This window comes from Streptomyces sp. NPDC048211 (assembly GCF_043202315.1).
Taxonomy (GTDB): Bacteria; Actinomycetota; Actinomycetes; order Streptomycetales; family Streptomycetaceae; genus Streptomyces.
In genome coordinates this window covers 913690-939974 of the sequence record NZ_JBIDAD010000001.1, presented here as the reverse complement: position 1 = coordinate 939974, position 26285 = coordinate 913690, and the positions used below count along the sequence as shown (strand labels likewise).

Annotated in this window: 31 protein-coding genes; 9 read left to right on the top strand and 22 right to left on the bottom strand. The window is 71.0% G+C overall.

Annotated features, from left to right (window positions below):
* Positions 1-38: 38 nt before the first annotated feature.
* The 4 genes from ACGFZA_RS04375 to ACGFZA_RS04360 all read right to left on the bottom strand — a co-directional run bounded on the left by ACGFZA_RS04375 (position 39) and on the right by ACGFZA_RS04360 (position 3200).
* Entirely contained in the window at positions 39-614 is a 576-nt protein-coding gene (locus ACGFZA_RS04375; protein WP_393677028.1) for a Clp protease N-terminal domain-containing protein, read from the bottom strand.
* A complete protein-coding gene (locus ACGFZA_RS04370; protein ID WP_266782775.1) occupies positions 614-823 on the bottom strand; it encodes a sigma factor-like helix-turn-helix DNA-binding protein in 210 nt (69 codons plus the stop codon). Before ACGFZA_RS04370 ends, ACGFZA_RS04375 begins: the two co-directional genes overlap by 1 nt.
* 37 nt (positions 824-860) lie before the next feature.
* Positions 861-1829, bottom strand: a complete 969-nt coding sequence (locus tag ACGFZA_RS04365) for a zinc-binding dehydrogenase (protein WP_393677025.1) — start codon at positions 1827-1829, stop codon at positions 861-863.
* Between the two features lie 147 nt (positions 1830-1976).
* Positions 1977-3200 (bottom strand): NADP-dependent malic enzyme, encoded by a 1224-nt coding sequence (locus ACGFZA_RS04360; RefSeq protein ID WP_385276257.1) that lies wholly within the window; start codon positions 3198-3200, stop codon positions 1977-1979.
* Between the two features lie 525 nt (positions 3201-3725).
* On the opposite strand from ACGFZA_RS04360, the gene ACGFZA_RS04355 reads away from it, so the two are divergent.
* The 3 genes from ACGFZA_RS04355 to ACGFZA_RS04345 are packed head-to-tail and all read left to right on the top strand — an operon-like array spanning position 3726 to position 6425.
* Positions 3726-4685: an ABC transporter substrate-binding protein gene (locus ACGFZA_RS04355; RefSeq protein WP_385276260.1), complete on the top strand. Its 960-nt coding sequence runs from the start codon at positions 3726-3728 to the stop codon at positions 4683-4685.
* A 28-nt stretch (positions 4686-4713) separates the two neighbouring features.
* Positions 4714-5667, top strand: coding sequence for an amino acid ABC transporter permease (locus ACGFZA_RS04350; protein WP_385276263.1), 954 nt, complete (start codon positions 4714-4716; stop codon positions 5665-5667).
* Positions 5664-6425, top strand: coding sequence for an amino acid ABC transporter ATP-binding protein (locus tag ACGFZA_RS04345; RefSeq protein WP_285564637.1), 762 nt, complete (start codon positions 5664-5666; stop codon positions 6423-6425). Before ACGFZA_RS04350 ends, ACGFZA_RS04345 begins: the two co-directional genes overlap by 4 nt.
* A gap of 64 nt (positions 6426-6489) precedes the next feature.
* On the opposite strand, the gene ACGFZA_RS04340 is transcribed toward ACGFZA_RS04345, so the two are convergent.
* The 3 genes from ACGFZA_RS04340 to ACGFZA_RS04330 all read right to left on the bottom strand — a co-directional run bounded on the left by ACGFZA_RS04340 (position 6490) and on the right by ACGFZA_RS04330 (position 9032).
* Positions 6490-7266 (bottom strand): hypothetical protein, encoded by a 777-nt coding sequence (locus ACGFZA_RS04340; protein WP_393677021.1) that lies wholly within the window; start codon positions 7264-7266, stop codon positions 6490-6492.
* Positions 7263-7751: a SigE family RNA polymerase sigma factor gene (locus ACGFZA_RS04335; RefSeq protein ID WP_385276275.1), complete on the bottom strand. Its 489-nt coding sequence runs from the start codon at positions 7749-7751 to the stop codon at positions 7263-7265. The genes ACGFZA_RS04340 and ACGFZA_RS04335 overlap by 4 nt, the downstream gene beginning before the upstream one ends.
* 519 nt (positions 7752-8270) lie before the next feature.
* Positions 8271-9032, bottom strand: coding sequence for a class I SAM-dependent methyltransferase (locus ACGFZA_RS04330; protein ID WP_393677637.1), 762 nt, complete (start codon positions 9030-9032; stop codon positions 8271-8273).
* 104 nt (positions 9033-9136) lie between these two features.
* Between ACGFZA_RS04330 and ACGFZA_RS04325 the strand changes: the two genes are divergently transcribed.
* Positions 9137-9730 (top strand): CGNR zinc finger domain-containing protein, encoded by a 594-nt coding sequence (locus ACGFZA_RS04325; RefSeq protein WP_385276278.1) that lies wholly within the window; start codon positions 9137-9139, stop codon positions 9728-9730.
* On the opposite strand, the gene sodX is transcribed toward ACGFZA_RS04325, so the two are convergent.
* Positions 9670-10128, bottom strand: coding sequence for a nickel-type superoxide dismutase maturation protease (gene sodX, locus ACGFZA_RS04320; RefSeq protein WP_385276281.1), 459 nt, complete (start codon positions 10126-10128; stop codon positions 9670-9672). The genes ACGFZA_RS04325 and sodX overlap by 61 nt on opposite strands.
* Positions 10129-10308: 180 nt before the next feature.
* Between sodX and sodN the strand changes: the two genes are divergently transcribed.
* A complete protein-coding gene (gene sodN / locus ACGFZA_RS04315) occupies positions 10309-10704 on the top strand; it encodes a superoxide dismutase, Ni (RefSeq protein ID WP_219567071.1) in 396 nt (131 codons plus the stop codon).
* Between the two features lie 276 nt (positions 10705-10980).
* On the opposite strand, the gene ACGFZA_RS04310 is transcribed toward sodN, so the two are convergent.
* The 3 genes from ACGFZA_RS04310 to ACGFZA_RS04300 all read right to left on the bottom strand — a co-directional run bounded on the left by ACGFZA_RS04310 (position 10981) and on the right by ACGFZA_RS04300 (position 13345).
* Positions 10981-11298, bottom strand: coding sequence for a 4a-hydroxytetrahydrobiopterin dehydratase (locus ACGFZA_RS04310; RefSeq protein ID WP_393677018.1), 318 nt, complete (start codon positions 11296-11298; stop codon positions 10981-10983).
* Position 11299: 1 nt separating this feature from the next.
* Entirely contained in the window at positions 11300-12544 is a 1245-nt protein-coding gene (locus ACGFZA_RS04305) for a Twin-arginine translocation pathway signal (RefSeq protein ID WP_393677016.1), read from the bottom strand.
* 648 nt (positions 12545-13192) lie between these two features.
* Positions 13193-13345, bottom strand: a complete 153-nt coding sequence (locus ACGFZA_RS04300) for a helix-turn-helix domain-containing protein (RefSeq protein ID WP_393677635.1) — start codon at positions 13343-13345, stop codon at positions 13193-13195.
* A gap of 20 nt (positions 13346-13365) precedes the next feature.
* Between ACGFZA_RS04300 and ACGFZA_RS04295 the strand changes: the two genes are divergently transcribed.
* Together ACGFZA_RS04295 and ACGFZA_RS04290 are read left to right on the top strand one after the other, a co-directional pair.
* Positions 13366-13488, top strand: coding sequence for a hypothetical protein (locus ACGFZA_RS04295; protein ID WP_393677667.1), 123 nt, complete (start codon positions 13366-13368; stop codon positions 13486-13488).
* A 1-nt stretch (position 13489) separates the two neighbouring features.
* On the top strand, positions 13490-14050 hold the full coding sequence (locus ACGFZA_RS04290) for an NUDIX domain-containing protein (RefSeq protein WP_393677014.1): 561 nt from the start codon (positions 13490-13492) through the stop codon (positions 14048-14050).
* Between the two features lie 75 nt (positions 14051-14125).
* On the opposite strand, the gene ACGFZA_RS04285 is transcribed toward ACGFZA_RS04290, so the two are convergent.
* On the bottom strand, positions 14126-14509 hold the full coding sequence (locus ACGFZA_RS04285; RefSeq protein ID WP_385276291.1) for a hypothetical protein: 384 nt from the start codon (positions 14507-14509) through the stop codon (positions 14126-14128).
* A gap of 407 nt (positions 14510-14916) precedes the next feature.
* Entirely contained in the window at positions 14917-16419 is a 1503-nt protein-coding gene (locus ACGFZA_RS04280) for an MFS transporter (RefSeq protein WP_385276294.1), read from the bottom strand.
* Positions 16420-16520: 101 nt separating this feature from the next.
* On the opposite strand from ACGFZA_RS04280, the gene ACGFZA_RS04275 reads away from it, so the two are divergent.
* The gene (locus ACGFZA_RS04275) at positions 16521-17132 is read left to right on the top strand and encodes a TetR/AcrR family transcriptional regulator (RefSeq protein WP_393677011.1); all 612 of its coding nucleotides are present in this window, start codon (positions 16521-16523) and stop codon (positions 17130-17132) included.
* A 10-nt stretch (positions 17133-17142) separates the two neighbouring features.
* Here the strand turns inward: ACGFZA_RS04275 and ACGFZA_RS04270 are convergent, their stop codons facing one another.
* The 6 genes from ACGFZA_RS04270 to ACGFZA_RS04245 all read right to left on the bottom strand — a co-directional run bounded on the left by ACGFZA_RS04270 (position 17143) and on the right by ACGFZA_RS04245 (position 22779).
* The gene (locus tag ACGFZA_RS04270; protein WP_393677009.1) at positions 17143-17775 is read right to left on the bottom strand and encodes a nucleotidyltransferase domain-containing protein; all 633 of its coding nucleotides are present in this window, start codon (positions 17773-17775) and stop codon (positions 17143-17145) included.
* Between the two features lie 5 nt (positions 17776-17780).
* Positions 17781-18716 carry an SDR family oxidoreductase gene (locus ACGFZA_RS04265; protein WP_393677007.1) on the bottom strand — a complete coding sequence of 312 codons (936 nt, stop codon included), beginning with the start codon at positions 18714-18716 and terminating at the stop codon, positions 17781-17783.
* Positions 18713-19069, bottom strand: a complete 357-nt coding sequence (locus ACGFZA_RS04260) for a DUF952 domain-containing protein (RefSeq protein ID WP_393677005.1) — start codon at positions 19067-19069, stop codon at positions 18713-18715. The genes ACGFZA_RS04265 and ACGFZA_RS04260 overlap by 4 nt, the downstream gene beginning before the upstream one ends.
* A 9-nt stretch (positions 19070-19078) precedes the next feature.
* Entirely contained in the window at positions 19079-20431 is a 1353-nt protein-coding gene (locus ACGFZA_RS04255) for a choice-of-anchor A family protein (RefSeq protein ID WP_393677002.1), read from the bottom strand.
* A gap of 151 nt (positions 20432-20582) precedes the next feature.
* Positions 20583-21584: an NAD-dependent epimerase/dehydratase family protein gene (locus ACGFZA_RS04250; RefSeq protein WP_393677633.1), complete on the bottom strand. Its 1002-nt coding sequence runs from the start codon at positions 21582-21584 to the stop codon at positions 20583-20585.
* A gap of 244 nt (positions 21585-21828) precedes the next feature.
* Entirely contained in the window at positions 21829-22779 is a 951-nt protein-coding gene (locus ACGFZA_RS04245) for a LysR family transcriptional regulator (RefSeq protein ID WP_393677000.1), read from the bottom strand.
* Between the two features lie 258 nt (positions 22780-23037).
* On the opposite strand from ACGFZA_RS04245, the gene snpA reads away from it, so the two are divergent.
* Positions 23038-23718: a snapalysin gene (gene snpA / locus ACGFZA_RS04240; protein WP_385276316.1), complete on the top strand. Its 681-nt coding sequence runs from the start codon at positions 23038-23040 to the stop codon at positions 23716-23718.
* Positions 23719-23786: 68 nt separating this feature from the next.
* Here the strand turns inward: snpA and ACGFZA_RS04235 are convergent, their stop codons facing one another.
* The 3 genes from ACGFZA_RS04235 to ACGFZA_RS04225 all read right to left on the bottom strand — a co-directional run bounded on the left by ACGFZA_RS04235 (position 23787) and on the right by ACGFZA_RS04225 (position 26210).
* A complete protein-coding gene (locus ACGFZA_RS04235) occupies positions 23787-24146 on the bottom strand; it encodes a GntR family transcriptional regulator (RefSeq protein WP_385276319.1) in 360 nt (119 codons plus the stop codon).
* Between the two features lie 2 nt (positions 24147-24148).
* On the bottom strand, positions 24149-25141 hold the full coding sequence (locus tag ACGFZA_RS04230) for a DUF1648 domain-containing protein (RefSeq protein ID WP_385276322.1): 993 nt from the start codon (positions 25139-25141) through the stop codon (positions 24149-24151).
* 400 nt (positions 25142-25541) lie between these two features.
* The gene (locus ACGFZA_RS04225; RefSeq protein ID WP_385276325.1) at positions 25542-26210 is read right to left on the bottom strand and encodes a DUF6304 family protein; all 669 of its coding nucleotides are present in this window, start codon (positions 26208-26210) and stop codon (positions 25542-25544) included.
* Between the last annotated feature and the right edge of the window lie 75 nt (positions 26211-26285).

Here is a 26285-nt window from a genome sequence, read left to right as displayed (position 1 = left end):
GCGGCCCGGGAGAGCCATACCTCCGGGCCGCCCGCCGTTCAGCCCGCCCTGCGGTCCCGGCCCTGCTCGCCGTCCCCGTACAGCGCGCGGCCGACCGTCCCGTACGTCGCGCCGTGCTCGGCGAGCACGTCGGCGACGACTCCGGGGGACGCGGTGAGGGCCAGCAGCAGGTGCTCCTCGCCGATGAAGCGGTCGCCGCGGCCGAGTGCGATCCGCAGCGACTTCTCCAGGATCTTCTTGGCCCCCTTGGTGAACGCCCGGCCGCCCGTCCACCGGCGGCGGTCCCTGCGGTCACCCGTCAGGGCTCCCTCGCCGTGCGCCTCCTCGATGCGCGAGACGATCGCGGTGAGATCGATACCGATGTCCGCGAGGGCGTCGGCATCGGCCTTCGTCATGCCGCCGCGCCTGCGCGCCTCGGCGAGCGCCGCCTCCACCGAGGCCCTGCGGTCCGTGAGCCCCAGTGCGGCGACGGCGAACGAGGCCCGGCCGTCCGCCTGGTCCAGCAGGGCGAGCAGCAGGTGCTCCTCGGTGACCGGACCGGCACCGGTCCGTTCGGCGTGTGTCACGGCACCGGTCACCGTGGCGCGGGCGCCCTTGGTGAATCGCTCGAACATCAATGCCTCCCGTACTTCTTGTGCACGGCCTGCCGGCTGACACCCAGTTCGGCCGCGATCTCCTGCCACGACCAGCCCTGCACCCGGGCGCTTCTGACTTGTACGGCTTCGAGCTGCTCCAGCAGCCGCCGCAGCGCGGCGACCGACCGCAGCCCCACCCGGGGGTCGCGGTCACCGGCGCGCTCGGCGAGATCCGTTGCTTCGGTCATGATGTCAACTTACGTTGACACCCGCCGTGCGTCAACCCTAGTTGACAGTCGTCAGTACGATCTTCCCGAACTGGTCACCCGAGGCGAGCCGTTCGAATCCCTCGCGGGCCCGGTCCAGCGGCAGTACCTCGTCGATGACGGGGCGCACCCCGGTGGTGGCGCAGAACGCCAGCAGGTCCTCCAGTTCGTCCTTGGACCCCATGGTCGAGCCGACGACCTTCAGCTCCAGGAAGAAGATGCGGGTCAGCTCGGCGTGCGCGGGGCGGTCGCCGCTGGTGGCACCCGAGATGACCAGCGTGCCGCCGGGGCGCAGGGACTTGACGGAGTGGGACCAGGTGGCGGCGCCGACGGTCTCGATGACGGCGTCGACCCGGTGGGGCAGCCGGGCGCCCGGCTCGTACGCCTCGATCGCACCGAGTTCGACGGCCCGCTTGCGCTTGGCCTCGTCGCGGCTGGTGGCGTAGATCCGCAGCCCGGCGGCCCGGCCGAGCACGATCGCGGCGGTCGCGACACCGCCGCCGGCTCCCTGGACGAGTACGGAGTCGCCGGGGCGCACCCCGGCGTTGGTGAAGAGCATGCGGTACGCGGTCAGCCAGGCCGTGGGCAGACAGGCGGCCTGCTCGAAGGTGAGCTCCTTCGGCTTGGGCAGCACGTTCCAGCTGGGGACGGTGACCTGCTCGGCGAACGTGCCCTGATAGCGCTCGGTGAGGATGGAGCGGGGCTCGTCGGGGCCGACTCCGTGTCCGGTCTGGCCGATGACGGAGTGCAGGACGACCTCGTTGCCGTCCTGGTCGGTCCCGGCAGCATCGCAGCCGAGGATCATCGGCAGCTTGTCCTCGGTGATGCCGACACCGCGGAGCGACCAGAGGTCGTGGTGGTTGAGGGAGGCGGCCCGGACGTTGACGGTGGTCCACCCGGGACGCGCCTCGGGAGCCGGGCGTTCGCCCAGCTCAAGGCCGTTGAGGGGGTGGTCGCGGTCGAGGCGGGATGCGTAGGCGGCGAACATGGGGCCGACGATAGGCGGGGCCACGTTCGGGCGTAACCGGCTGCGGGTGTGACACGCACCAAATCGAACCCCTCCGGCACACAGGAGCGGGGGCCCGGGCCGACGTCCCCGAAAGGCGCCGCGCCCGAACCCCCGCACCCACCCGGCTCAGCGCCGGGCGACACCCTCCGCACGGGCGGCCGCGGCCACCGCGGCCGTCACGGCCGGGGCGACCCGCTCGTCGAACGGCGAGGGGATCACGTAGTCGGCGGCCAGCTCGTCGCCGACCACATCGGCCAGCGCGGTCGCCGCGGCGATCTTCATTCCCTCGGTGATCCGCGACGCCCGCACCTGGAGCGCGCCCGCGAAGATGCCGGGGAACGCCAGCACGTTGTTGATCTGGTTCGGGTAGTCCGACCGCCCGGTCGCCACGACGGCCGCGTACTTGTGGGCGATGTCGGGGTGCACCTCGGGGTTCGGGTTCGCCATGGCGAAGACGAAGGCACCGGGCGCCATCGAGGCGACCGCCGGCTCGGGGACCGTACCGCCGGAGACGCCGATGAAGAGGTCGGCACCGGCCAGCGCGTCCGCGAGGGACCCCGAGATCCCCGCCTTGTTGGTGAGCTCGGCCAGCTCCCGCTTGACGTCCGTCAGGTCCTCGCGGTCCCGGCTGACGATGCCCTTGCGGTCGGCGACGGCGACGTCTCCGAGCCCCGCCTCCAGCAGGAACTTGGCGATGGCGACCCCGGCCGCACCCGCGCCCGAGATGACACCGCGCAGCTCGCCCAGGCCGCGGCCGGACAGCTTCGCGGCGTTGCGCAGGGCGGCGAGGGTGACGACGGCGGTGCCGTGCTGGTCGTCGTGGAACACGGGGATGTCGAGCCGCTCCTGGAGCTTGCGCTCGATCTCGAAGCAGCGCGGCGCCGAGATGTCCTCCAGGTTCACGCCTCCGAAGGACGGGGCGAGCCGGACGACGGTCTCCACGATCTCGTCCGCGTCGGTGGTCGCGAGCGCGATCGGCACCGCGTCCACGCCGCCGAACTGCTTGAACAGGATCGCCTTGCCCTCCATCACGGGGAGGGAGGCCTCGGGTCCGATGTCGCCGAGACCGAGCACCGCGGTGCCGTCCGTCACGACGGCGACGACCTGCGACTTCCAGGTGTAGTCGTGGACGAGCTCCGGATTCTCGGCGATCGCGCTGCACACCTTCGCGACGCCGGGCGTGTAGGCGAGGGACAGGTCGTCCTTGTCCCGGATCGGGACGGTGGCCTGCACGGCCATCTTCCCGCCCCGGTGGAGCGCGAAGGCCGGGTCGAACGGCTCGTCGGTGGCGCTGTCGGTCGTGCTGTCCGTACTGCTGTCGCTGCGAGGATTGACGATCTCCGCTGCCATGGTGTTGACCCCTTAAGTCTTCATCGTTTGAGGGTGGCCACTCCTGGTTGAGGAGGGGTGGGTGGGCACCGCGTACGTTCCCTGCGCCGGGCGGTTTCGGTCCGCCCCGGCAGGGTGAGTCACCTACGCGCGGGCGCGCCGCACACGCGCCCTGAGCCCCGGATGAGGGGTGTAAACGTCCTTCTTACCGGACAGGCCGTACCGCCGACGAGTCGGTATCCCCACGGTGACGCGTCTCATAGTGGGACATACAGACAAGTCGGCCAGCCGACATGAAACCCGCCCAGAGCAGGGCCAAGGCGGGGGATCTTCCGGTGGGAAGAAGTGATTCCAGGGAAAGGTCCGGCCTTGATGTGCCGGCCCGCTGGGTTCGGGGGTGTCCCGTTACCCGATTTTGACATGCGGTGCCCCCTGTTTGGACTAGTCCGAATGGCAAGATGCCGTAATCACACAAGGCGGCGACACCCGACGCCGTGTGCCATACCGCCTGGCGACACCACCCTCACCTGCCGGAGGAATCCCGACATGACCGCACGTACCACGCGCCGCACGACCGCGAAGTCCCGGATTGCCGCGGTCGGCGCCATCGCGGTCGCCGGCACCATGCTGCTGACCGCCTGTGGCGACCAGACGAAGAACGACAGCGTCTCGAAGCCGAGCAAGGCCACGGCCGGAGCCTCCTCCCCCGCCGACCTCCTCCCCGCGGAGATCAAGTCCAAGGGCGTCATCAAGGTCGGTTCGGACATCGCCTACCCGCCGGTCGAGTTCAAGGACGACTCGGGCAAGACGGTCGGTATCGACCCCGACATCGCGGCGGCGCTCGGCAAGGAACTGGGCGTGGAGTTCCAGTTCGAGAACGGCACCTTCGACACGCTGATCACCGGCCTGCGCGCCAAGCGCTACGACCTGGCGATGTCGGCGATGACCGACACCAAGGACCGTCAGAACGGCGTCGACCCCGAGACGAAGAAGAAGGTCGGCGAGGGCGTCGACTTCATCGACTACTTCACCGCCGGTGTCTCGATCTACACCAAGAAGGGCGACGACCAGGGCATCAAGACCTGGGCCGACCTCTGCGGCAAGAAGATCGCCGTCCAGCGCAACACCGTCTCCAACGACCTGGCCAAGGCCGAGTCCAAGAAGTGCACCGGCGGCAAGAAGATCGCCATCGAGTCGTACGACAACGACCTGCAGGCCCAGACCCGGCTGCGCTCCGGCGGCGCCGACGCAGGCTCCTCCGACTTCCCGGTCGCCGCGTACGCGGTGAAGACCTCGGGCGGCGGCAAGGACTTCCAGATCGTCGGCGAGCAGGTCGAGGCCGCCCCGTACGGCATCGCCGTCGCCAAGGGCAACGACCAGCTCACCAAGGCCGTCAAGGCGGCCATGGACGCGATCATCAAGAGCGGCGAGTACGAGAAGATCATCGCCAAGTGGGGCGTGGAGGCCGGCGCGGTCACCGAGGCCAAGCTGAACGGCGGATCCTGACCGGATCCGGCGCTGAAAGGCATCAGCCGTGACTGATATCGAGAAGACGGGCCCGGCCGACCAGCCACCCGCACCCCCCACCACGCCGCCGGCCGGCCCGGAGGCGATCAAGGCCATCCCGGTCCGGCACTACGGCCGGTACGTCTCGGCGGTCGTCGCCATCGCCGCGCTCGTCGCGATCATCTACGCCTTCAGCCAGGGAAAGATCAACTGGGGCGCCGTCCCGGACTACTTCTTCGATCACCGCATCCTCAAGGGCGTCGGCCAGACCCTGCTGCTGACCGTCCTGTCGATGGTGATCGGCGTGGTCGGCGGCATCCTGCTGGCCGTCATGCGCCTGTCGAAGAACCCGGTGACCTCGTCGATCGCGTGGTCGTACATCTGGTTCTTCCGCGGTACGCCGGTCCTGGTCCAGCTGTTCGTCTGGTTCAACCTGGGTCTGGTCTTCGAGTACATCAACCTCGGGCCGATCTACAAGGACTACTGGTCGAGCTTCATGACGCCGCTGCTGACGGCGCTGCTCGGACTGGGCCTCAACGAGGCCGCGTACATGGCGGAGATCTGCCGGGCCGGTCTGCTGTCGGTCGACGAGGGCCAGACGGAGGCGTCCCACGCCCTGGGCATGAGCCACGGCAAGACGCTCCGGCGCGTCGTGCTCCCGCAGGCCATGCGGGTGATCGTGCCGCCGACGGGCAACGAAGTCATCAACATGCTCAAGACCACGTCGCTGGTGGCGGCCGTGCAGTTCTACGAGCTCTTCAAATACGCCCAGGACATCGGGCAGGCCTCCGGAGCCCCGGTGGAGATGTACTTCCTCGCCGCGGCCTGGTACCTGATCATGACCTCGGTGCTGAGCGTCGGGCAGTACTACCTGGAGCGGTACTACGCCCGCGGCTCCAGCCGCAGTCTGCCGCCCACCCCGATGCAGAAGATCAAGGCCAACCTGCTGTCGCTGGGCCGCCCGAAGGGAGGCATGGCATGACCGCCATGGTGAAGGCCGAGGGCGTCCACAAGTCCTTCGGCGCCGCACACATCCTCAAGGGCATCGACCTGGAGGTCGCCCCGCGTGAGGTCTTCTGCCTGATCGGCCCGTCCGGTTCCGGCAAGTCGACCTTCCTGCGATGCATCAACCACCTGGAGCAGATCAGCGCCGGACGGCTGTCCGTCGACGGCGAACTGGTGGGCTACCGCCAGAAGGGCGACAAGCTCTACGAGCTCAAGGACAGCGAAGTCGCCCTGAAGCGCCGGGACATCGGCATGGTCTTCCAGCGCTTCAACCTGTTCCCCCACATGACGGCGATCGAGAACGTCATGGAGGCCCCCGTCCAGGTCAAGGGCGAGTCCAAAGCGGTTGCCCGGGCCCGTGCGGAACGGCTCCTGGACCGGGTCGGCCTGTCCGACAAGGCGAAGAACTACCCCTCGCAGCTCTCCGGCGGACAGCAGCAGCGGGTGGCGATCGCCCGGGCGCTGGCCATGGAGCCGAAGCTGATGCTCTTCGACGAGCCCACGTCGGCGCTCGACCCGGAGCTGGTGGGCGACGTGCTCGACGTCATGCGCGGTCTCGCCGAGGACGGCATGACGATGATCGTCGTCACCCACGAGATGGGCTTCGCCCGTGAGGTCGGCGACGCGCTGGTCTTCATGGACGACGGCGTGGTGGTCGAGTCGGGCCACCCGCGCGACGTCCTGACCAACCCGCAGCACGACCGGACGAAGTCGTTCCTCTCCAAGGTCCTGTAACGACGGGCACCCACATGCGAGGGCGGTACGGACCGACGTGGTCCGTACCGCCCTCGCGTGCGTCCTACTTCGCCGGCAGCAGCTCCGGGCTGAGCGTCAGCGTCCTCAACTGCGCCCGCGTGAGCGGCGGGGTCTTGAGCAGCGGCCCCAGCGCGGTGTCGGCCTCGAAGCCGGTGCTGTCGCGTACGGTCAGCTGGCCGCCGTCCCTGAGCACGAGGCGGGCCACCAGTTCCGGGCCCCACTGCGGCGTGCCGTCCCCGTAGTCCATCGAGTCGCTCCAGACGGTCAGCACCCGTCCGTCCGGCAGTTCCTCACGGACACAGTCCGTACGATGCGGCTCTCCCGGTTGCACCTTGCACAGGTTGGTCTCCCGGGGACCGTCCCCGAGCTTCTTCTCCACCTTCTCGGCGTCCATGAGCCCGACGACGAGGTAGCCGACACCACCGTCCCTGCGGACCGCGTACTGCCCGTCCAGCGGCCCGTACAGCTTCGTCTCGACCTGCCCCGGCGGCACGTGCTTGATGATGGCGGCCAGCGGCACCTCCTTGACCGAGCCGACGTCCTCGGGCAGCAGTGCGGTCAGTTTCCGGGCCCGCTCGCTGTCGCCGGCGAGCTTGCCGGGGGCCGCGACCGAGGAGGTCCGCGGCGCCTGCTCCTGTCCTGCCGAGAGGCCGGGCACCACGAACGCACCCGCCGCCACCGCGCACACCGCCGCCGCCGACACCGCGACCCGGCGGCGCCTGCGCACCCGGGCCGCCCTCGCGTAGACCACCTCGGTACTGATGACCGGCTGCCCCGCGTCCTCGGCGACCCGCCCCAGCAGCTTCCGCACGTCGTTCATACCAGTTCCTCCACCATCTCGGCGCGCAGCGCCGCCAACCCCCGAGCCGCGTGGCTCTTGACCGTGTTCTCCCGCATCCCGAGCAGTTCGGCCGTGGCCTCGACGCTCAGGTCCTCCCAGTAGCGCAGCACCAGTACGGCCCGTTGCCTGGGTGTGAGCCGGGCGAGTGCCGCCCGCACCGCGAGGCCGGTGTCCGGGTCGGGTGCGTGGACCGCCCGCTCGGGCAGTTCGCCGTACGACTGCTCGCGCCGCCAGAACCGGCGGCGGGCCGCGATGAAGGTGTTCACCAGGGTCTTGCGGGCGTACGCCTCGATGTTGTCGAGCCGCCCGTGCCGCCGTCCGCCGAGCACCACCTTGACCAGCGTCGCCTGGACCAGGTCCTCGGCCTCGTGCCGGTCGCCGCAGAGCAGATACGCGCTGCGGAACAGTGCGGTGCGTCTGCTCTCGACGAAGGCGTGCAGCGCGGCGTCGTCATCGCTCCGCATCGTCAGGGCCCCTCCCCCGGCCCGCAGGCGCGGACCGTCTCACTCCTCCAGTGCGGTGGGACACGGGGCGGGTTGCAGCAGCCGGCAAAAAACCCGCGGGCCGTCCCGGGCGCCCGGGCGGCGATGGTACCGGCGGAGAACGGACGGCCCCCGGACGGCGGCCGGTCAGGCGCCGGCGTGGAGGTGGGCGGCCCATAGGAAGGGGGTCCGGGTCCGGTCCGGTCGAGCCGGCCGGGCAGCTCATGGCCGTCGCGCACGCTCCGCACGGCCTGGTGCAGGGCCCGCCCCGCCCCCGACGCAGACCTCGGAGTTCCGGCGACTGCCACCGGCCCCGGACATGACGGCGGAGCCGGACATGACGGCGGGGCCGGACAAGACGGCGGGGCCGGACAAGACGGCGGGGCCGGACAAGACGGCGGGGCCGGACAAGACGGCGGGGCCGGACAAGACGGCGGGGCGGGGCGGCCCGGGCTGTCGCCCGTCCGCTCCCGCCCCGCCCGCGGGCTACCGCCACTTCACCTACTTCACCGCGAGCACCAGACTGTCCGAGGGCGAGGACCAGACAGGCCGAGCCTCGGAGAATCCCGCCGCGCGCAGGGTGTCCGCGTGCCACGCGGCGGACGGCATGTCGCCGTCGGCGTGCTCACCGTAGATCGCGAACCGCTCGGCGGTCGGCCCGGCGAGCACCGGGTCCGCGGCGGCCCGCGCCCACCACTGCGCCCAGTCCAGGACCCCGGCGGCCTTGGCCCGGTCCATACCCGCGTGCCGGTGGGCGCGTTCGGCGGCGTTGATCCGGGGAGTCCCGGTCTCGATCATGCGGTCGGCGTTCATGAACACGCCGCCGTCCCGGACGAGCCCGGCGATCTGCCCGTAGAGCGTGGTGAGCGGCTCGCTGTGCAGCCAGTGCAGGGCGGTGGCCGTGAGTACGGCATCGTACGAGTCGTGGGGCAACCGCTCCGCCCACCGCGGGTCTTTGAGGTCGGCGGTCACGAAGGAGACGCGCTCGTCGCCGGCGAAGGAGCCGCGGGCGATGGCGAGCAGTGCGGGGTCGAGGTCGACACCGGTGCTGGTGGCCTTCGGGAACCGTCGCAGCAGCCGGTCCGTAATACTTCCCGTACCGCACGCGAGGTCGAGCACCCGCGGTTCGGGGCCGGTGAAGGCCTCGACCATGTCGAGCATCACCCGGAAGCGCTCCTCGCGGTCGGGCATGTACCACTCCTGCTGCCGGTCCCAGCTCTCCTGCCAGGCCTGCCAGTCGGCGCCCGCGCCCGTCTCCGTCACCAATGTCTCAGCCACCCGAGAACCTCCATGTAATACCCTGGACCCCTAGCGGCCCATTACATCATCGCCGCATCGACCTTAGACCGACGCCGTAAGGACTACAAGTGGAACTGGCCTATTACTCGGACTACGCCGTGCGCCTGGTCAACACCGAGGAGCCGGCCCGCAACAAGGACGCCCTCACCTCGGTCGACGCGGTGCGCGAACTCTTCGGCGCCAACGGGCAGGCGGCCCGGCGGGCGACCGACGCGGACGTGACCCGCTTCCGGTCCGTACGGGCCCGGCTGCGCGCGGTCTTCGAGGCGGCCGACGGCGGCGACGAGACGCTCGCGGTCGACCTGCTCAACTCCCTGCTGCTGGAGTTCCCGGTCAGCCCGCAGATCTCCGGGCACGACATCCGGGACGCGGACGGCAAGCCGGACTGGCACATGCATCTGGCCGACCACCCGTCCAACGCCACGGCGGGCTACACCGCGATCGCCGCGATGGGCCTCGCCTTCCACCTCACCTCGTACGGCGTGGACCGGCTCGGCCTGTGCGAGGCGGCACCCTGCCGCAACGCCTACCTCGACACCTCGACCAACCGCTCCCGCCGCTACTGCTCGGACCGCTGCGCGACCCGGGCCAACGTCGCCGCCTACCGCGCCCGCAAGCGCCTGGAGACGGAACGGGCCGCGGAGACCGGCCGCAGCGCGTAGACGGCCCAGCTCACCACACCGCGCACCGAGCGCTGATCCTTCGTCAGCGGCCGGTACCGGGCCCGGACCCTGGCCAGCACGAGCTCCTCCGGCACGGTCCCGTAGTCCGTGCTGTCCCCACCCGCGAAACTGTTGTCGGCCAGCACCCACCAGCCACCGGCCCGCCGCTCCACGGCCCGCTTGACCACCAGCAGGTCCTGCTGGAACGGATGCCGCAGAATCACCACGTCACCGGGGCGCACCTGCGCCCCGTACTGCACGAGCAGCCAGTCCCCGTGGTGGAGCGTGGGCACCATCGAAGGGCCCGTCACCTCCACCACCTGGAACGGCACTCTCGCCGCCAGCCCCCGTCCGGGCTGCTCATCGGTCAGCTCGGGCACCTCCGGCTCCTCCCGCATCTCTCCGGCACCTCCCCGGTCCGTCCCGTACACCGTCCCCTACAGGGTTCCGTACATTCGGCCACTGGTCCCATCCTCACCCTGGACTTTTGGCCTAAGCCCATGGGGGCACCCGCAAAAACACGCTTCTCACGGAGTAATGTCCCACCTGAGAAGACGATCACGAGGAAGGACAGCCCCATGCTTTCCCGCCTGTTTGCCCCCAAGGTGAAGGTCAGCGCCCACTGCGACCTCCCCTGCGGCGTGTACGACCCGGCCCAGGCCCGCATCGAGGCGGAGTCCGTCAAGGCCGTCCAGGAGAAGTACCAGGCCAACGAGGACCCGCACTTCCGGGCCCGCGCGGTGGTCATCAAGGAGCAGCGCGCCGAGCTGGCCAAGCACCACGTCTCGGTGCTGTGGAGCGACTACTTCAAGCCCCCGCACTTCGAGAAGTACCCGGAGCTGCACCAGCTGGTCAACGACGCCCTCAAGGCGCTGTCGGCCGCGAAGGGCTCCACGGACCCGGCCACGGGCCAGAAGGCGCTCGACCTGATCGCCGAGATCGACAAGATCTTCTGGGAGACCAAGAAGGCTTGATCTCCGGCAGTTCGGCCCTCGGCTGGACAGCAGGTCACAGCAGGAACGAGAGAGGCCCGACCGCTTCGAGCGGCCGGGCCTCTTCGTCATTCGTAGATACGAGAAGGCCGTGACTGCTCGCCGCCAGCTGCTGCGACAGCAGGTCGCCGAGAAATAGCGGCAGGATCCGAGTCCGGTACGAGCTGTACTTCGGTGGCAGCAGAATGAACCCCTTGGCCGGACGCGCCTTCTGGCCGGCTGCGGCCGTGGCAGGGGCACTTTCGTTGTGGTGTGGGGTCAGTCGAGCGGTGTGGCCTGGTGCGCTGCCGCGATTGCGTCGATGCGGGCGGCAAGGTCGAAGTCCGCCTCAGTCAGTTTGTAGTCGGCATCGTGGGTGGTGACTGCGATGTGGAGGTGGTCGATCCGCAGGTCGATGTCAGCGTGGTGTCCGATGCGCCGCTCACGGTCTGCGATGTGCACGATCATCGCCACGCCTGCGTGATAGCGGACGTCGACACGGCGATGGATCTCGTCTCCGTCCCGCTTCCACTCCGGCAGCGCGGCCAGCCGCTCCGCGATCTCCTCATCCGTCAACGGCTGCGGTACGTCTGCCACGTCATCCCCTGTCTGTCACTGGCGCCATCACCTCTGCGAAGTCACGGCCGATCGGGGCATCCTGCCATGGCCGCATCGCCTGCTCCAGAGTGGCCAGCTCCCGCCTCATCCGCGCGGACCGGGTCTCCACGGCAATCGTCGCGACGCCCCGCGCAATGTCTACGGCCTGGTCCGGATCTCCCGCCCCGGCCGCTGCCGTGGCCTGCCGTGCCATGTAGACGCCACGGTCCCGCCGGGCGGTTTCCGGGACAACGCCGAGCACCTGCGACCACAGAGCGCCGGCCTCCGCGCCGAGGCCGAGCCGGCCGTAGCAGGTGGCGCGCTGCACCTCCAGATACCCCGGGGTCCGGCGGCAGGCGTTGCCCCACGGGAGGTCATCGTCGACGAAGGCCAGCAGCCCGCCGGCCTGTTCGATGAGCTGGTCGACTGAGGCTCGATCCCCGATGAGGCTTGCCCCGTGCGCCTGCTGCTGCAGTGACATCACCCGCACCTTGGGGGTGAGGCGCCCGGCGTAGTCCAGGGCGGCCTCGCACAGGTCGATGACCGCGGGCCCGTCCCCAAGGTCGGTGCGGACCTGCGCCTGATTGACCAGGCTGTACCCGATGAGGTGCGGGTCCCGGGACCGCATTGCAATCTCCTGCGTGATCCCTCGCCAAAAGCTCGCGCCGTCCATGTCGCCCGCGTCCTGGTACAGCCACCCGACGAGCGCAGCGTACGCAGCACCGACCCGGAGCAGGCCCCGCCTCGTCTCGCCCTTGGCAGACCGAACGAGCTTGTCGATCAGCTGGTACTGCGCAGACACGGTGCCGATCAGATCATGGGGCCCGAGGAACATGTCCGCCCGGTAGTGCCCCTCCAACTGCTGCTGGAAATAGCCGATCAGGGCAGGGTCCACATGCTGCGGTGCTACCGGACCGGCAACGAGCGCGGCAGCGGTGACGCCTACGAAAGCGCGTCGTCCCACATCTGCCTCTTCATGATGCTCGGGCCGGATCCATCCCGGCGGGGTGGTGAACCCGAGGTCCTCGGGCCACCGACCGAGCGCATCGTGTACGACGATGGCGGTCTCCTCGGCCGGCCAGCCCGGTTGGGCGCCCTCCCATCGCCGCCACGTCCTGGCCGACACGGTGAACTGGCGGTCATCGAGCAGAGCTTGCCCGTGCTCGGTGAGGCCGGCCGCGGCAGTTTCCATCGTCCGCCATCCCTTGCGCAGGCGGGCAGCCCGTAACGCGTCGTTGCGGCTCACGTGTCCAGTCTGGGGTGTCATCGTCCGCGCTCCCGGCCATGGCCACTACGTGGCCACGCGTGGCCATCCGCCGACCTAGTACCTACTCGACGTGCACGCACATCATCAGGGTGTGACCGCGGGCGCGTACAGCGAACTGGCTGAATGCCCCTCAATCGACGAGGCCGGGACGACATGACGATGACACTCGGGGTGTACGAGGTAAACCAGGCAGGTACCACAGTCCGCGTGTTACGGCCGACAGCCGAGGTGGAGCCGGCGACGACGGTGGATCGGACGGCTGCGTACCCGGACTGTGAGTGCCCCCGCCACCGCCGCCCCGGCGCCGATGCCGCGTACCGGACGCTCCTCGGTCACACGGCCACGTGCGCCACCTGTCGTGCCGGGGCTGCCTGCCTTACTGCGGTGCAGCTCGGCCGGGCGTGGAGGGCGATCCGATGATCTGTGCTCGCTGCGGCAAGCCGGTGACGCCCGAGGAGTCGGTGCCGTACACGGTGCCGGGAGCGTCCGGCCCCGGGATCACAATCATGGTGCACCGGGTGATCTGCCCGATCCCGCGTACAACCCCGCCCCGCTACCCGCAGTCGCGCACCTGATCTCCCTGCCTCGTAACGCAGGGCCGCCGACGGTCGGGGTCCGGAGCGGGGGCTACTCGCGCACGAGATCAACGAGCGTAGTTCCGAGGGCGTCGGCTTTGCGGATGAGGTGGCTGTATCGCGGGTCGCCGCCGCGCTCGATGCGCTGGAGCGTCCGACGTTTGATATCGGCACGAGCAGCGAGGCCACGAACAGCAGGCCGCAGCCGCCGACGAGGCGATGGGCATGACCTCCGACCGCACCCGCAAGGCGATCACCTCGATCCGCTCCATGCTCGCGGTGTACCAGCGCCGCCGCGTTCCAGGCGTACCAGATCTCGCCCGTCATGGCCGCGAGGCCCGCACCTAACATGCCCAACAACCCGCTCGACGAAGGGAACCCCGTGGCCCAGCAGACCGAAGACCGCCCCCCAGCCCTCAAGCCGGCGCTCGACTCGATGACACTGCTGGTCGCGGCCGTCATCGTCCACGACAAGGCCACCAACCGCGTCGTGCTCCTCCAGCGCAGCGAGAACGCGAAGTTCGCCCAGGGAATGTGGGACCTGCCCGTCGGCAAGAGCGAACCAGGCGAGCCCATCACCGAGACGGCAGTCCGCGAGCTCTACGAGGAGACCGGCCTCACGGTGAAGTCCGAGTCTCTCAAGGTCGCGCACATCATTCACGGAGCCTGGGGGGTTGAGTCCCCCAATGGCTTCCTCACGGTCGTCTTCGCCACCCACGAATGGACCGGCGAACCCGAGAACCGCGAACCCCGCAAGCACTCCCAGGTCCGCTGGGTCGGCGTCAACGCCATCCCCGAGGAGTTCGTGGAGACCACCGACAGCGCGCTCCATCGCTACCTCGGAGGCGGTCCGCAGGTCTCCCTGAACGGCTGGAGCCAGGCTCACCTCCATTCCCGGTCCAGCACCTGACTGTCGTCTGCATGCCTTGATCAACCAGTGCGGTTCTTTCTTCGCCGACGACGCCGTTCGGCCCGCCGCGCGGGATCAGCTCGTGGCGGCGTCCCGTGCCGTCGCGGCGTCCTGCGCCGTCGCCGCTTCCAGCGCACCGCGCAGGCGGCGGATCTCGGCGATCAGGCGGGGGATGTCCTGGCGGGCATTGGCGATGAACTGGGCGTTCTCGTCCCAGCGTTCATCCGCGACATCGACGTAGCGCGGCTGCTGGACAAGAGTGGCGGCCACGATCTCGTGGTGGTCGAAGCCGGGCCATCGTTCGCCGCGTCCGGTGTCGGGAACGGTGCTGACGGCGACGAGGCCCATGGCCCAGTCGTCGTCGAGGATCCGGAGGTACCAGGGACCAGGGGTCGTGGCCTCGGTGAGCTCCTCGATATCGGCAAGTTCTTCGTCCGTCAGCGGTTCAGGTGTGCTCATCAGCCCTGCCAAATCCTCGCGTTCGACCAAGTGCCCGGCCTCGGACCGCGCACCGGCGGCCCCGGCCGACCCCGTGAGCGGAGGGACCAAGGCCGCGCCGGCCACGACCGGGCCCGGAGGGGATGGGGCTGACCGGATTCGAACCGGCGTCCTCCCCCATGCGGTGAAGGCGCGACGACCACTGCGCTACGGGCCCCATCCCGGCCTGGAGCGTACAAGCCGCCCCTGCCGCGCCGCTCCGAATTATGCGGCCCATCGACGGATCGCTCGGCTCGACGTCGGCCCGGCGAACGAGGCTATGCCCATCGTCGAGGCGACGGGACCCGTCCCCGGACGCGCCGGACGCGGGGCCGCTGCGGCCCCGCGTCTTCGGTCGGTCGTGTGCGTACAGTGCGCGCTCCCCGCCGTCACCGCAGGTCGCCGCTCCTCGCGCTCCGGGGGCGGAGGAAGGCTCCGGCGAGCAGGGCGCCGGCGAGGACCAGGGCGGAGTTGACCAGGATCGCGACCGAGACTCCGGAGAGGACACCCTCGGGTCCCGTGTCACCGAGCGCGGACATCCGGGCGGTGGCGATGGCGCTCATGACCGGGATGCCCAGGGTGATGCCGACCTGCTGGGTCATCGTGGCGAGGCCGGTGGCCAGGCCCTGTTCGTCGTCGGGGAGGCCGGAGGTGGCGGTGACCATGAAGCCGACGATCATCAGCATGTTGCCGATGCCGCCGATGAACGTGGCGGCCAGCAGGAGCCAGATCCAGGCCCCCGAGGTGCCGAGCGCCACCAGCGAGAGCGTGGCCACGGCCTGGATGATGCCGCCGGCGACGATGGTCGTCCGGTTGCCGAAGCGGCCGACGGCCCGGCCGCCGAGCGTGCCGCCGATCACGGTGCCGATGCCCAGGACTCCGAAGGCGAGGCCGGTCGCGAGCGGCGAGTAGCCGAGGACCTCCTGCAGGTAGAGCGTCAGCAGGAAGACCAGCGAGGTCTCGGTGACGAAGGCGATGAGACCGGTGGCGTTGCCCCAGATGACGCTGCGGCGCTTGAGGATGCGTACGGGGACGAGCGGTGCGGCCGCCTTCTTCTCGACGAACCAGAAGCCGATGAGCAGGGCGATGCCGGCGGCGAGCGCGGCCAGGGTGGTGGGCGTGGTCCAGCCGGTGGCACCGGCCTGGGTCAGGCCGAAGACCAGGAGCAGCAGTCCGCCGGTGACGGTCGCGGCGCCGGGGACGTCGAGCTTGGGCCGCTCGGCGGGGCGCGAGTCGGTGATGACGGACGGGGCCAGGGCGACGACGAGGGCGGCGACGGGGACGTTGATGAAGAAGGCCCAGCGCCAGGAGAGCAGGTCGGTGAGGAGCCCGCCGAGGATCGCGCCCGCCGTGAAGCCCGCGGACATCAGCGCTCCGTTGAGGCCGAGGGCGCGTTCGCGCAGCGGGCCCTCCTTGAACGCGGTGGTCAGCAGGGCGAGTCCGGCCGGGGTGACGGCCGCGGTGGCGAGGCCCTGGAGGACTCGCGCGGTGAGCAGGACCTCGGGGGAGGTCGCCAGTCCGCCGAGCGCCGAGGAGAGACCGAGGACGACCATGCCGCCCACGAAGAGGCGCTTGCGGCCCACGAGGTCGGCGATGCGGCCGAACAGGAGGGTGAATCCGGCGGCGGCCAGGGCGAAGGCGGTGGCGATCCACTGAAGGTTCGGGAGGGAGAAACCGAGTCCCTCGCCGACGACGGGCAGTGCGACGTTCAGGATCGAGAAGTCCACGGCGATCATGAACTGGGCGCCGAGGAGGAGAGCGAGGACGAGCTTCTGCCGTCCGGTCATACGGGGGGACGCCGACGGCGCGGCGGTGGTGTCGGGAGCGGCGACTGCGGCGACCGTGGGGGCAGCATCGGCGCTGCGCTGCGGGGTCTGACTGGGTGCGGACATGGTCGTCCTTCCTCGGACGGGAGTTTTAACGGTTCTGTGGTTCCGTTAAGATGGAACGACCGTAGCAGAGGAACGGCCATTAATGGAACTGGAGGACCGTTATGACGTCCGACCGTGTGGAACCCGGTACCGTCCGGCCCGGCGGGCGCACCGCCCGCGTCCGCGAATCCGTCCTGCGCGCGGCGGGTGACGCGCTGGCCGAGCAGGGCTTCGACCGGCTCGACCTCGCCGATGTCGCGCGCCGTGCGGAGGTCGGCAAGACGACCGTCTACCGGCGCTGGTCGACCACCACCGGCCTGATCGCCGACCTTCTGGACGACATGGCCGAGCAGTCCCTGCCACGGGCCCGCACCGGTTCACTGACCGAGGACCTCAGGGCCAACGCCCGGCTCGTGCTCTCCACGCTCACCGACCCGCGCCAGGGCGCCCTGTTCCGCTCCGTGATCGCCGCGGCGACCTGCGACGCGCGCACGGCACAGGCGCTGCACCGGTTCTACGCGGTCCGCATCAAGGAGTGGTCGGGCTGTGTCACCGAGGCCGTCGAGCGCGGCGAGCTCCCCGCCGGCACCGATCCGGACGAGGTGATCCGCGCCGTCTCGGCCCCCCTCTACTACCGCCTGCTGGCCAGCGGAGACCCGCTCGACGAGGCGGCCGCCGACCGCGCCGCCGAGGCCGCGGTCGTGGCCGCGAAGGCCGGTACGTACGTGATCTGAGCCCGCCGCCTCACCCGCGGAAGTGTTCGTCGGCCGCCCGCAGCCGGGCCGCCCAGGGGTGACCGGCGCCCTCGGCCAGGGTGATCGTCTCGGTCAGCCAGGCCCGGCGGTCCGCACCGAGAACGGGCAGGGCTGCCGCGAAGTCCTGCTCGTCCTTGGGCCGCCGGGACCTGGCCTTGTAGAGGAGCTGCACCTCGGGAGCGAGGTAGGGCACGCCGTCCCCCGAGACCCTGCCGAGCCGGTCCAGCGGAAGGCGGATCCTCGGGTCGCGGCGGAACACCCAGTCGCCGTCCTCCGCGTCGTCGAGCATGAACTGCACGCGCCACGGCTCGCCCGCGCCCGGCCGGCACCAGATGTCGTGGACCTGCGGGGGCAGGATCTCGCCGGGGAGCCAGGGCCGCAGGGTGCCGGGCGGATCGGCGGCCCACCACTGTCCGTCCGGCAGGATCCGCTGGACGGCGAGCTGGTCCCGGCGCAGCAGCAGCACGTCGATGTCGCCGTGGTCCCGGAAGGCGCGGCCCACGGCCAGCTCGACCGCGTACCCGCCCGCGATCCACCACGGTGTGCGCAGTGGGGAGAGCAGGCGCACGGCGTCGCCGAGGGGCATCGGGTCCCAGGGACCCCAGGGGGTTTCCGTGCGCATCCCCGTCAGCCGGGGGTGAGGAGGTGGCGGTAGCTGTTCGGATGCTCGCGGAGGTACGTGGCCAGGTTCATGGCCGGCCTGCCGGTGAGCGCCGGCACGGCGTCCGAGACCGTCGCCATCTCCCCCGCCGCGATCGCTTCGTACGACGTCACCCAGCCGGCCACCTCCCAGTCCTGGGCGCCGTACCGGGACCGCGAGGCGTAGGCCTCCTCCCGGGTCTCCGGCACGTAGGTGATGGTCCGTCCGGTGACCCGGCTCAGCTCCTCGGCGGCCTCGGCGAGGGTGAACGCCTCGGGTCCGGTCAGGTCGTACGTCTCTCCGTCGTGCGTCGGGCCGGTGGGGTCGGTGCCGGCCAGCAGGACGGCGGTCGCCGCGTCGGCGATGTCCTCGTGGGCCACCGCGGCGACCCTGCCGTCGCCGGCCGGGCCGCGCAGGACACCGTCGGTGCCGGTCATCGCCGGGAGGCCGGCCAGATACCAGCTGTCGCGCAGGAAGGTGTGCCGGACACCGGAGACCCGGATATGGGCCTCGGTGTCCCAGTGGTCGCGGGCGAAGGTGAACGTCGCGTCGGGTGCGGCGCCGAGGAAGGAGACGTACACGATCCGTTCGACGCCCGCCGCGACCGCCGCGTCGACGGCCGTCGTGTGCTCGCGCACCCGGTCCGGACTCTCGTGGGCCGAGACGAGGAACAGCGTGTGCGCTCCGGCCAGGGCGCGGCGCATGGCCTCGCCGTCACCGTAGGGGGCGGCCGGGGCGGTGTCGGCACCGGGGAGTTCGGGGAGCCGGGACGGGTCGCGGCCCAGCAGTCTCACGGGGACACCGGCCCGGGTCAGCCGCTGCGCGACGCGGCCGCCGAGTGCGCCGCTCGCACCGGTGACCGCGGTGAGGGGGCCGTTCGTGACGTCTTCGGAATCCTGCGTGCGGTGGTCTGTGGGGTTCATGAGGGGTTGCCTTCCTTGTGCGGCCAGGGGCGCACCTCCACGACCGCCTCGACCGGGACCGGTCCGTAGATGTGCGGGAACTCCTCGCCGCCGGGCGGGAGCGACTCGTACCGCACGGGCGCGGGGAGCCGTTCGGTGTCGATGACGAGCACCACCAGGTCCTGGTCACCGGACCCGGCCCGGCTCCCGGCCCCGTACAGCAGTTCGGCCACACCGGCGAGCTGGTGCGGCAGCGAGCAGTGGATGAAGCCCTCTTCGTGCAGGGTGCGGCCGCGGGTGGACATCTCGTACGTCCCGATCCCGCGGGCCGCCTCCCACAGCGGGCGTTCGGTCAGGTGCAGCAGTTCGGCCATGGGCCAAAACTAGCCGCGGCGGCGTCCCCTGCGGGCCATCAGCGCGGCCGCCGATCCAGCGATCAGCAGACCCGCCGCGATCCCGCCGATCACCCATTCACCGCCGCGCGCGCCCGTGTCCGGGAGCTGTCCGCCGGGATGGGGCGGTCCGGGCGGGCCGGGCGGGCGGCTGTCCGTCGGGGTGGGGTGCGGGGCCGGTGTCGACTCCGAGGGGGACGGCCCCGGGCTGTCGGACGGGGTGGGCGTCGGCGAATCCGTCGGCGACGGGGTGGGCGTCGGCGAATCCGTCGGCGACGGCGTGGGCGAGTCCGTCGGCGTCGGCGACGGCGACGGCTCCTCGCCGCAGTCCGGCAGATCGCCGTCGAACGGATAGGCGTGCAGCTCCTGGCCGCCCGACTCCCCTTCCGAGGTGTGGGTCAGCGAACCGGCGCTGTAGAAGCGTCCGTTGGTGCCGCTCATCGCGAGCGTCGCCATGCTGGACTGCTGCCCGATCAGCACGCTGCCCTGGAACTGCCCGGTGCCCTTCAGCCCGATCGCGGTCGCGTCCGGGAAGTTCCACATCAGGTGCTCGCGGAGCCCGGACTGCGGCAGCGAGCCCATGTACGTACTGATGTTGCGCGTGCTGCCGTAGACGTTGACCAGCACGGTCGCACCGTCCGGGACGTTGTCGAAGACGATGCCCTGCTGGCCGCCCGCGGCCGTGGTCAGATCGGCGTCCACCGCGAAGACCTGAAGAGCGGAGGTGCCGTCACCGGTAAAGACCGTCTCGGCGCCGCTGTTCTGCACCGTCCCGGTCACCGGACGGCGGTGCTCCTCGTTGTCGTCGTACGCGTAGCAGTGGCTGGCAGCCGTCAGCTGGTCGCGCAGTGCGGTGTACGGATCGGTGGCGTCGGCGTCGTGGACCGGGTCGGGGATGACCGTCCCCGTGAGGTCCTGGGCGTAGCGGACCACCCCGCTGTTCGGCCCCTCCTCGGCCAGGAGCCGTTTACCGCTCTGAATCGTCACGTCACCGCCCACCGTCAGGTAGTCGGAGCCGTTGGGGGGCGGGACCCGTGATCCCCCGCCGGCGACGCCGACGTTGTAGATCTCGGAGACGCCGTCCCGCTTCATCATGTCGAACTCACCGAGGGTGACGATCTTGCCCTCGGCCTCCGCGGCGGCTTCCCTGACCAGGTAGTCACCACCGACGAAGATGTTGATGTTGCTGTCGTGATAGATCACGTCGTCGCTGTTCGGATCGGGCCACGTGGCAGGACAGTCGTCGCCGAGGCACGGACCGAGGCCGCCGGGCAGCGGAGCGGCGGCAGCAGTCGGGGCGAAGGCTCCCACCATGACTGCCGCCGCCGCTACCGTCACCGCCACGCGGTGGTTTTTACCGTTTCTGCGATCTTTTGCTCCCATACAGCGCAATATGCAGCTTTTTCGCGCGCACATCGGTCATGCCACGCCGGGCGGCGGACGGCCATTCACCGAGTGCCTGCGGCCGTGTGCCGCCTCTCCGGGGCCGTTGGCGTCAGCCCTCCAGCAGCTTGGCCTCGGTCGCCGGGTCGACACCCTTCAGCGGCCGGTCGGCGCGGTGCGGCGCCGTACCGCCGATGTCGCACAGCCAGGCCCAGGTGTCGGCGACGGTCTCCTCGACCGGGCGGCAGCGCAGCCCCGCTCCGTGCGCCCGGCTGACATCTCCCTGGTGGAGGGTGTCGTACAGCTCCCCCGGCGGCAGCCAGACCGGCAGCCCCGTCCAGGGCTCGACGCCCGCCGCGAGGATCCGGTCCGCGTCGGTCCAGCGCAGCTCGGCATCGGAACCGGTGGCGCGCACACAGGCGTTCAACAGACCACCCATCGTGGTGTGCCCGGGGCGGCTGACCAGGTTGTACGGCCCGGCCAGCCCCCTCCCGGGGGCATCCAGCAGCCATTCGGCGAGGTCGCGCACGTCGATGTACTGCAGGTCCAGGTCCGGTGTGCCGGGCGCGAGCACGGGGCCGCCCCGGGCGATCCGCGTCAGCCACCACGGCAGTCTGCCGACGTTCTCCCAGGGGCCGATGATCAACCCGGCCCGGGCGAGGAGCGCCCGGTCCCCGAAGGCGTCCAGCACGGCCAGTTCACCACCGCGCTTGGCCAGGGCGTACGAGACGTCGCCCCCGGCGTCCGGCGAGGCGCCCTCCACCAGCGGACCGTCCTCGGGCAGGCCCGCCGGGGCCGGGTAGTCGTACACCGACCGGCTGGAGACGTACGTGTAGCGCGCGGCCCGGCCGGCGAGCAGCCGGGCGGCGTCCCGCACGGCCGAGGGCGCGCCGCTCCAGGTGTCGACCACCAGGTCCCAGGTGAAGGTGCCGTCGCCCGGCTCGGCGACCCCGGCGAGCGCGGCGAGACCGCCCTCCACGGTGCGGTCGCCGAGCAGCTCGGCCACTCCGGGCGGGGGTGCGTGACGACCGCGGTGGAACACCGTGATCTCCCACCCGCGTGCCAGCGCGGCCTCGGTGACGGCCCTGCCGACAAATTCCGTACCACCCAGTATCAGAAGCCTCATGCCCCGACTCTGCCCGCTCGCACCCCGGACCGGAACGGTCCTCGCTCTCGGCTGAATCGCCCCGAAGCGGCGCCGGAGAGCAGCGATTCGGCGTCCGGGCGGCGCGACACGGCTCCCCGCGCCCCGGGGCGGCGGCGCGCCCGAGCGGCACGATGCGGCTCCCCGACCCGCAGGGCTTTGGCGCGCCCGAGCGGCACGATGCGCCCCCTCGCGCCCCGGGGCGGCGGCGCGCTCAGCTCCGGGCGAGCGGGCTGCGGTGGCGCACCAGCCACTGGTGATATCCGGCCGCACGCTGGGCCGCCTCGCGGTAAGCGGCCTCCAGTTCGCCGTACACCACCGTCATGTCGGCGCCCGGCCGGGAGACCAGGAGCAGCCGGACGGCGAGCGGGTCGTCGCGCAGCGGGCGGATCGCCATGTCGTCGCGGGGGCCCGAGGTGGGCTGGCACGGCGCCACCGCCTCACCGAGGACGACGAGCGATGCGGCGGTGAGGTAGTCGCCGTGCAGTACGGTCGGCGCGACCCCCGCGGCACCGAACACCCGGCGCAGACCTTCCCATTCGCCGTCCACCGTGGGGTCGACCATCCATCGGTCGGCGGCCAGGTCGGCCAGGTCGACGACGGGCAGCGCGGCAGCCGGATGATCGCGGGCCATGGAGATGAACTGCGGTTCACGGTCCAGCAGAACGCGCTGGTCCAGGCCGTCGGGGACGGACAGCGGGCAGCCCTCCACCTCGTGCACGAAGGCGACGTCGAGCCGGCCCTCCCCGACCGCACGCAGGAGCGCGCCGGCCGACACGTCGACCCGCAGCGAGATGTCCGTGCCGGGCAGCCTGAGCCGCAGTCCGCGCAGCCAGCCGCCGACGACCCGGCTGGCTGTGCAGCCGATCCGCAGGTGCGGCCCGCCGGCCCCGGCCGCGTCCGCCTCCGCCTTCGCGTCGGTGACCAGCGCGCTCATGCCGTCGACGAGGGGGCGGGCCCTGCTGAGGACGGCGCTGCCCAGCAGGGTGGGGCGGCAGCCGGTGCGTTCACGGCTGAACAGTTCGGCGCCCAGGGCGTTCTCGATCCGGCGCAGCTGAGTGGTGAGCGAGGGCTGGCTGACACCCAGTCTGCGGGCCGCCCGGTGCAGGCTGCCGGTCTCGGCGATGGCGCACAGCGCCCTGAGGTGCCTCACCTCAAGCTCCATGCTGCTGAGGGTAGGGCGGCGGAGTCGTACCGCACCAGATGCCGGAACCCCATCAAATGCCTTCAATTCAGCGACTGTTGGGGCGGCGTACATCAGGCGTGCGCTCATGGGGCCCGAAGGGGCGATAGGGCGGCGCTATCGCCGGTTGGCATCATCCGCGCGGCGCCTCATTCCCCGACACTCGCTGCGTACCACCCCCGTCCGTGTCCGCTGACCGGACGGGGTCCCCCCTGGCAGGTAACCGGCAGGAGACCCCCCATGAGACACCCCAGGACCGTCATGTCGGCCGTGATCGGCCTCGGCTTCGGCCTCGCCGCCGCACTGGGCACCGCCCCCGCGATCGCCTCCGCCACCCCGGCGCCGGTCGCTCCCCCCACATCCGCCTCGGCGCTCCACTCCGCGTACACCTCGCACTCCGGATCGCACGAGAGCGCGGCCGCCAACAAGGCGTTCTTCGAGGCGGTGGCGAAGTCGGTGGCGGAGAAGCGCGCCGCCCAGCCGGGCGTGCAGGCCGTCACCATCGTCTACAGCACCGCCAACGCGCCGAGCTTCCGCACGGAGATATCCAACAGCGCGCAGATCTGGAACAGCTCGGTCTCCAACGTCCGGCTGCAGGAGGGCTCCAACGCCGACTTCTCGTACTACGAGGGCAACGACCCGAGCGGCTCGTACGCGAGCACCGACGGTCACGGCAACGGCTACATCTTCCTGGACTACGCGCAGAACCAGCAGTACGACTCCACCCGCGTCACGACCCACGAGACCGGGCACGTCCTCGGCCTGCCGGACCACTATTCGGGCCCGTGCAGCGAGCTGATGTCCGGCGGGGGCCCCGGCCCCTCGTGCACCAATCCGTATCCGAACTCCAATGAGCGCAGCCAGGTGAACTACCTCTGGCAGAACGGCTTCGCGGCCGCGCTCGCCCGTAGCGGGTCCTGACCGCACCGTGAAGGGCCACCGCGCAGGACGCGGTGGCCCTTCACGGCTGCCGTAGGCGACCGCGGACGTCAGCCGGCGGTGAACCGGCTACGGACCAGAGTCAGCAGCTCGTCCTCCGTCATCCCGAGTTCACGCGCCTCGGCGACCATCTCGCGCACCCGTTCCAGCAGCCTGGCGCGGTGCGGGGAGGCGCCGTCGGCGACGACCGCTCCGCGGCCGCGGCGCAGCTCGATCAGCCCTTCCTCGCGCAGCCGCTGATAGCCGCGCAGGGCGGTGTGCACGTTGACGCCGAGCGATTCGGCGAGCGCCCGGGCGGCGGGCAGCCGTTCACCGGGGGCCACCGCCCCGTCGGCGACGGCACGGCGCACACAGGCCGCGATCTGGTCGCCGAGCGGCACGGTGGAGGTGGGGTCGACCCTGAAGAGCATGGTCAGCGCCCCGTCCGGCGCCGGTCGATCAGCGTGTTGAGGAGCGCGGCAGCAGTCGCCGAGTCGTCGACCGTCACCGCGAAGTCCCGGCCGTCGGCCAGCCGTGCGACGATCCCCTCACCGGAACGGATCATGACGCCTGTGCGTCCCGGCCGGATCCGGTATCCCCAGCCTCCGTACTCGGCGAGTGGCCTGATGTCCCGGCTGGCCGCCGCCTCGATCCGGTCGAGCGGCACGTGGACGCGCGGCCACGGCAGCATCCCGGACACGGTGATCCCGCGCCGGTCCACGGCCACGGACGGACGGGCGAAGCTCACGAGGAGCACTCCGACCAGGAGAGCCGGAACCGCGGCGACCCAGCCCGCGGTGAACTGCAGCGCGACCCCTCCCGCACAGGCCAGGAACGCCACCGGCAGCAGCCACCGGTTCCCGGCGCTGCGCGCCCACCCCGCGACCTCCCCGGCAGCCAGCGCGATCCGTTCGCCGCCCCCGTCCCCGCCCCCGTCCAACCCGTCCGCCGGCGGCTCCGGTACGGGAAGGAGCGCGGCGAACAGCAGCCCGACCCCGAAGGCGAGCACCGCGACCCCCAGCGCTGCGGCCAGGTGCCACATCGGAAACGAGACGTCCTGTGCGCGGCCCCGCGCATCCTGGGCGGCGTCCACGTTGACGAGCAGGACCACCGCCATCAGGTAACCCAGGAACCCGGCGGTGGCGTATCCGCCGGCGACCACCCTGCGGAGCTCACGGCCGCGGAACCGTCCCCCGGCGGCCATCAGGGTCCACAGTGCGCCGATACCGACGAGCAGCACCGTGGTGACGACGACGTACGCGGTCCGGCCGGCGTAGTCGTTCGCCCGGCCGTCGCCCACGAAGTGGCTGGCCAGCTGCGCGGGCAGCCGGTCACGACGCGTGGCGAAAAGGATGAGGTCCACGGCAAGGGCAAGCAGGAACGGCAGAGCGGTGAGAGCCGCGCGGCCGATGTTCTTCCGGTTCATCAAAACCTCCATTGTTTGCATGTTAGTAGAACAATGGAGGCCCGGCAATGCGCCGATCTCGCAATCTCGCGGTCAAGGGCTCGGGAGATCGGAGGCTTGGGAGATCGGAGGGTTGGGAGGGGCGGGCCGAGCGGGGCGGGACGGACCCGGAACCAGGAGGAGCAACGGGCCTAGCCGGCCGCCGAGCGGCCACAACAACGAAGAACCGGCCCAACGGTGTCACTCCGTCAGGCCGGTTCGAGGAACCAGGTGGTTCGTGGGATCAGGGAGTTCGGGGGATCAGCCGGTTCGGAGGATCAGGCGGTTCGGAGGATCAGGCGGTTCGGGGCAGGGCGAGAGAAGGGAGAAGGGCAGGGGAAGGAGAGGGGGAAGAGGCAGAGGCGCCGGCCCTCTGGTGCGGTCAGGCCGTTTCGAGCGGGAACGCACCGCGATGGCCGGTGCCCGCGCCCGCCTCCGGGCGCGGTTCGAACTCCCGGCAGCTCCAGATCTCCTGGACGAATCCGCTGCGCCGGTCCCACAGGTCGAGGAGGTCGTCCTCGCCTGTCGCCCCTCGGTAGGCCTCCTTGGCCCCCCGGAAGCAGGCAAGGCCGCCGGAGAGGCCTCGACCGGGTGCCGGGAAGTAGTCGGAGAAGGCACAGGCGATGCACGTCTGGAGCCGGATCCCTGGCGGAAGAGACCGCTGGATGGTGGCGAGTGCCGCCCCGAAGTCGCTCTCCGCCCGGTGGGACCGGAAGGCCGCACCGCCGTACTGCAGCTCCAGATAGAGATACGGGTCGGGCCTGCGCAACGACAACAGGCAGCTCAGCGTGGCCTGCTGGGCTGCGCCGTCCGCGGTGACGGGGAACGGCAGGTCCCATTCCAGGACGCAGTCGTTGAGCGCCCCGTCCGCGAGAGCGAACATCCCGCTCTCCGGCGGCATGCCCGCCACGGGGCACAGTCCGTCGAAGCTCTCGCCCTCGAAATCCACGCCCCGGATGCGAAGCCGGAGTTGCTGTCCGTCGGTGGTGAGGATGACGGCATCGGAGCCCTGCCGGTCCCGGTACCACCCTGCCCACGACTCATCTGTCATGGGCACGGACTGTAGCCCGTGGCTCGGACACTCCCCCTGCCGCCCTCCACTTCGCCGCCCGGCCCCTGTGACCTC

Excerpts from the sequence above, each read along its gene's own strand:
- ACGFZA_RS04375 (WP_393677028.1), bottom strand. The coding sequence starts at position 614 with ATGTTCGAGCGATTCACCAAGGGCGCCCGCGCCACGGTGACCGGTGCC.
- ACGFZA_RS04370 (WP_266782775.1), bottom strand. The coding sequence starts at position 823 with ATGACCGAAGCAACGGATCTCGCCGAGCGCGCCGGTGACCGCGACCCC.
- ACGFZA_RS04365 (WP_393677025.1), bottom strand. The coding sequence starts at position 1,829 with ATGTTCGCCGCCTACGCATCCCGCCTCGACCGCGACCACCCCCTCAAC.
- ACGFZA_RS04360 (WP_385276257.1), bottom strand. The coding sequence starts at position 3,200 with ATGGCAGCGGAGATCGTCAATCCTCGCAGCGACAGCAGTACGGACAGC.
- ACGFZA_RS04355 (WP_385276260.1), top strand. The coding sequence starts at position 3,726 with ATGACCGCACGTACCACGCGCCGCACGACCGCGAAGTCCCGGATTGCC.
- ACGFZA_RS04345 (WP_285564637.1), top strand. The coding sequence starts at position 5,664 with ATGACCGCCATGGTGAAGGCCGAGGGCGTCCACAAGTCCTTCGGCGCC.
- ACGFZA_RS04340 (WP_393677021.1), bottom strand. The coding sequence starts at position 7,266 with ATGAACGACGTGCGGAAGCTGCTGGGGCGGGTCGCCGAGGACGCGGGG.
- ACGFZA_RS04335 (WP_385276275.1), bottom strand. The coding sequence starts at position 7,751 with ATGCGGAGCGATGACGACGCCGCGCTGCACGCCTTCGTCGAGAGCAGA.
- sodX (WP_385276281.1), bottom strand. The coding sequence starts at position 10,128 with ATGCGGGAGGAGCCGGAGGTGCCCGAGCTGACCGATGAGCAGCCCGGA.
- sodN (WP_219567071.1), top strand. The coding sequence starts at position 10,309 with ATGCTTTCCCGCCTGTTTGCCCCCAAGGTGAAGGTCAGCGCCCACTGC.
- ACGFZA_RS04295 (WP_393677667.1), top strand. The coding sequence starts at position 13,366 with ATGACCTCCGACCGCACCCGCAAGGCGATCACCTCGATCCGCTCCATG.
- ACGFZA_RS04290 (WP_393677014.1), top strand. The coding sequence starts at position 13,490 with ATGCCCAACAACCCGCTCGACGAAGGGAACCCCGTGGCCCAGCAGACC.
- ACGFZA_RS04285 (WP_385276291.1), bottom strand. The coding sequence starts at position 14,509 with ATGAGCACACCTGAACCGCTGACGGACGAAGAACTTGCCGATATCGAG.
- ACGFZA_RS04280 (WP_385276294.1), bottom strand. The coding sequence starts at position 16,419 with ATGTCCGCACCCAGTCAGACCCCGCAGCGCAGCGCCGATGCTGCCCCC.
- ACGFZA_RS04275 (WP_393677011.1), top strand. The coding sequence starts at position 16,521 with ATGACGTCCGACCGTGTGGAACCCGGTACCGTCCGGCCCGGCGGGCGC.
- ACGFZA_RS04270 (WP_393677009.1), bottom strand. The coding sequence starts at position 17,775 with ATGCGCACGGAAACCCCCTGGGGTCCCTGGGACCCGATGCCCCTCGGC.
- ACGFZA_RS04265 (WP_393677007.1), bottom strand. The coding sequence starts at position 18,716 with ATGAACCCCACAGACCACCGCACGCAGGATTCCGAAGACGTCACGAAC.
- ACGFZA_RS04260 (WP_393677005.1), bottom strand. The coding sequence starts at position 19,069 with ATGGCCGAACTGCTGCACCTGACCGAACGCCCGCTGTGGGAGGCGGCC.
- ACGFZA_RS04245 (WP_393677000.1), bottom strand. The coding sequence starts at position 22,779 with ATGGAGCTTGAGGTGAGGCACCTCAGGGCGCTGTGCGCCATCGCCGAG.
- snpA (WP_385276316.1), top strand. The coding sequence starts at position 23,038 with ATGAGACACCCCAGGACCGTCATGTCGGCCGTGATCGGCCTCGGCTTC.
- ACGFZA_RS04235 (WP_385276319.1), bottom strand. The coding sequence starts at position 24,146 with ATGCTCTTCAGGGTCGACCCCACCTCCACCGTGCCGCTCGGCGACCAG.
- ACGFZA_RS04230 (WP_385276322.1), bottom strand. The coding sequence starts at position 25,141 with ATGAACCGGAAGAACATCGGCCGCGCGGCTCTCACCGCTCTGCCGTTC.
- ACGFZA_RS04225 (WP_385276325.1), bottom strand. The coding sequence starts at position 26,210 with ATGACAGATGAGTCGTGGGCAGGGTGGTACCGGGACCGGCAGGGCTCC.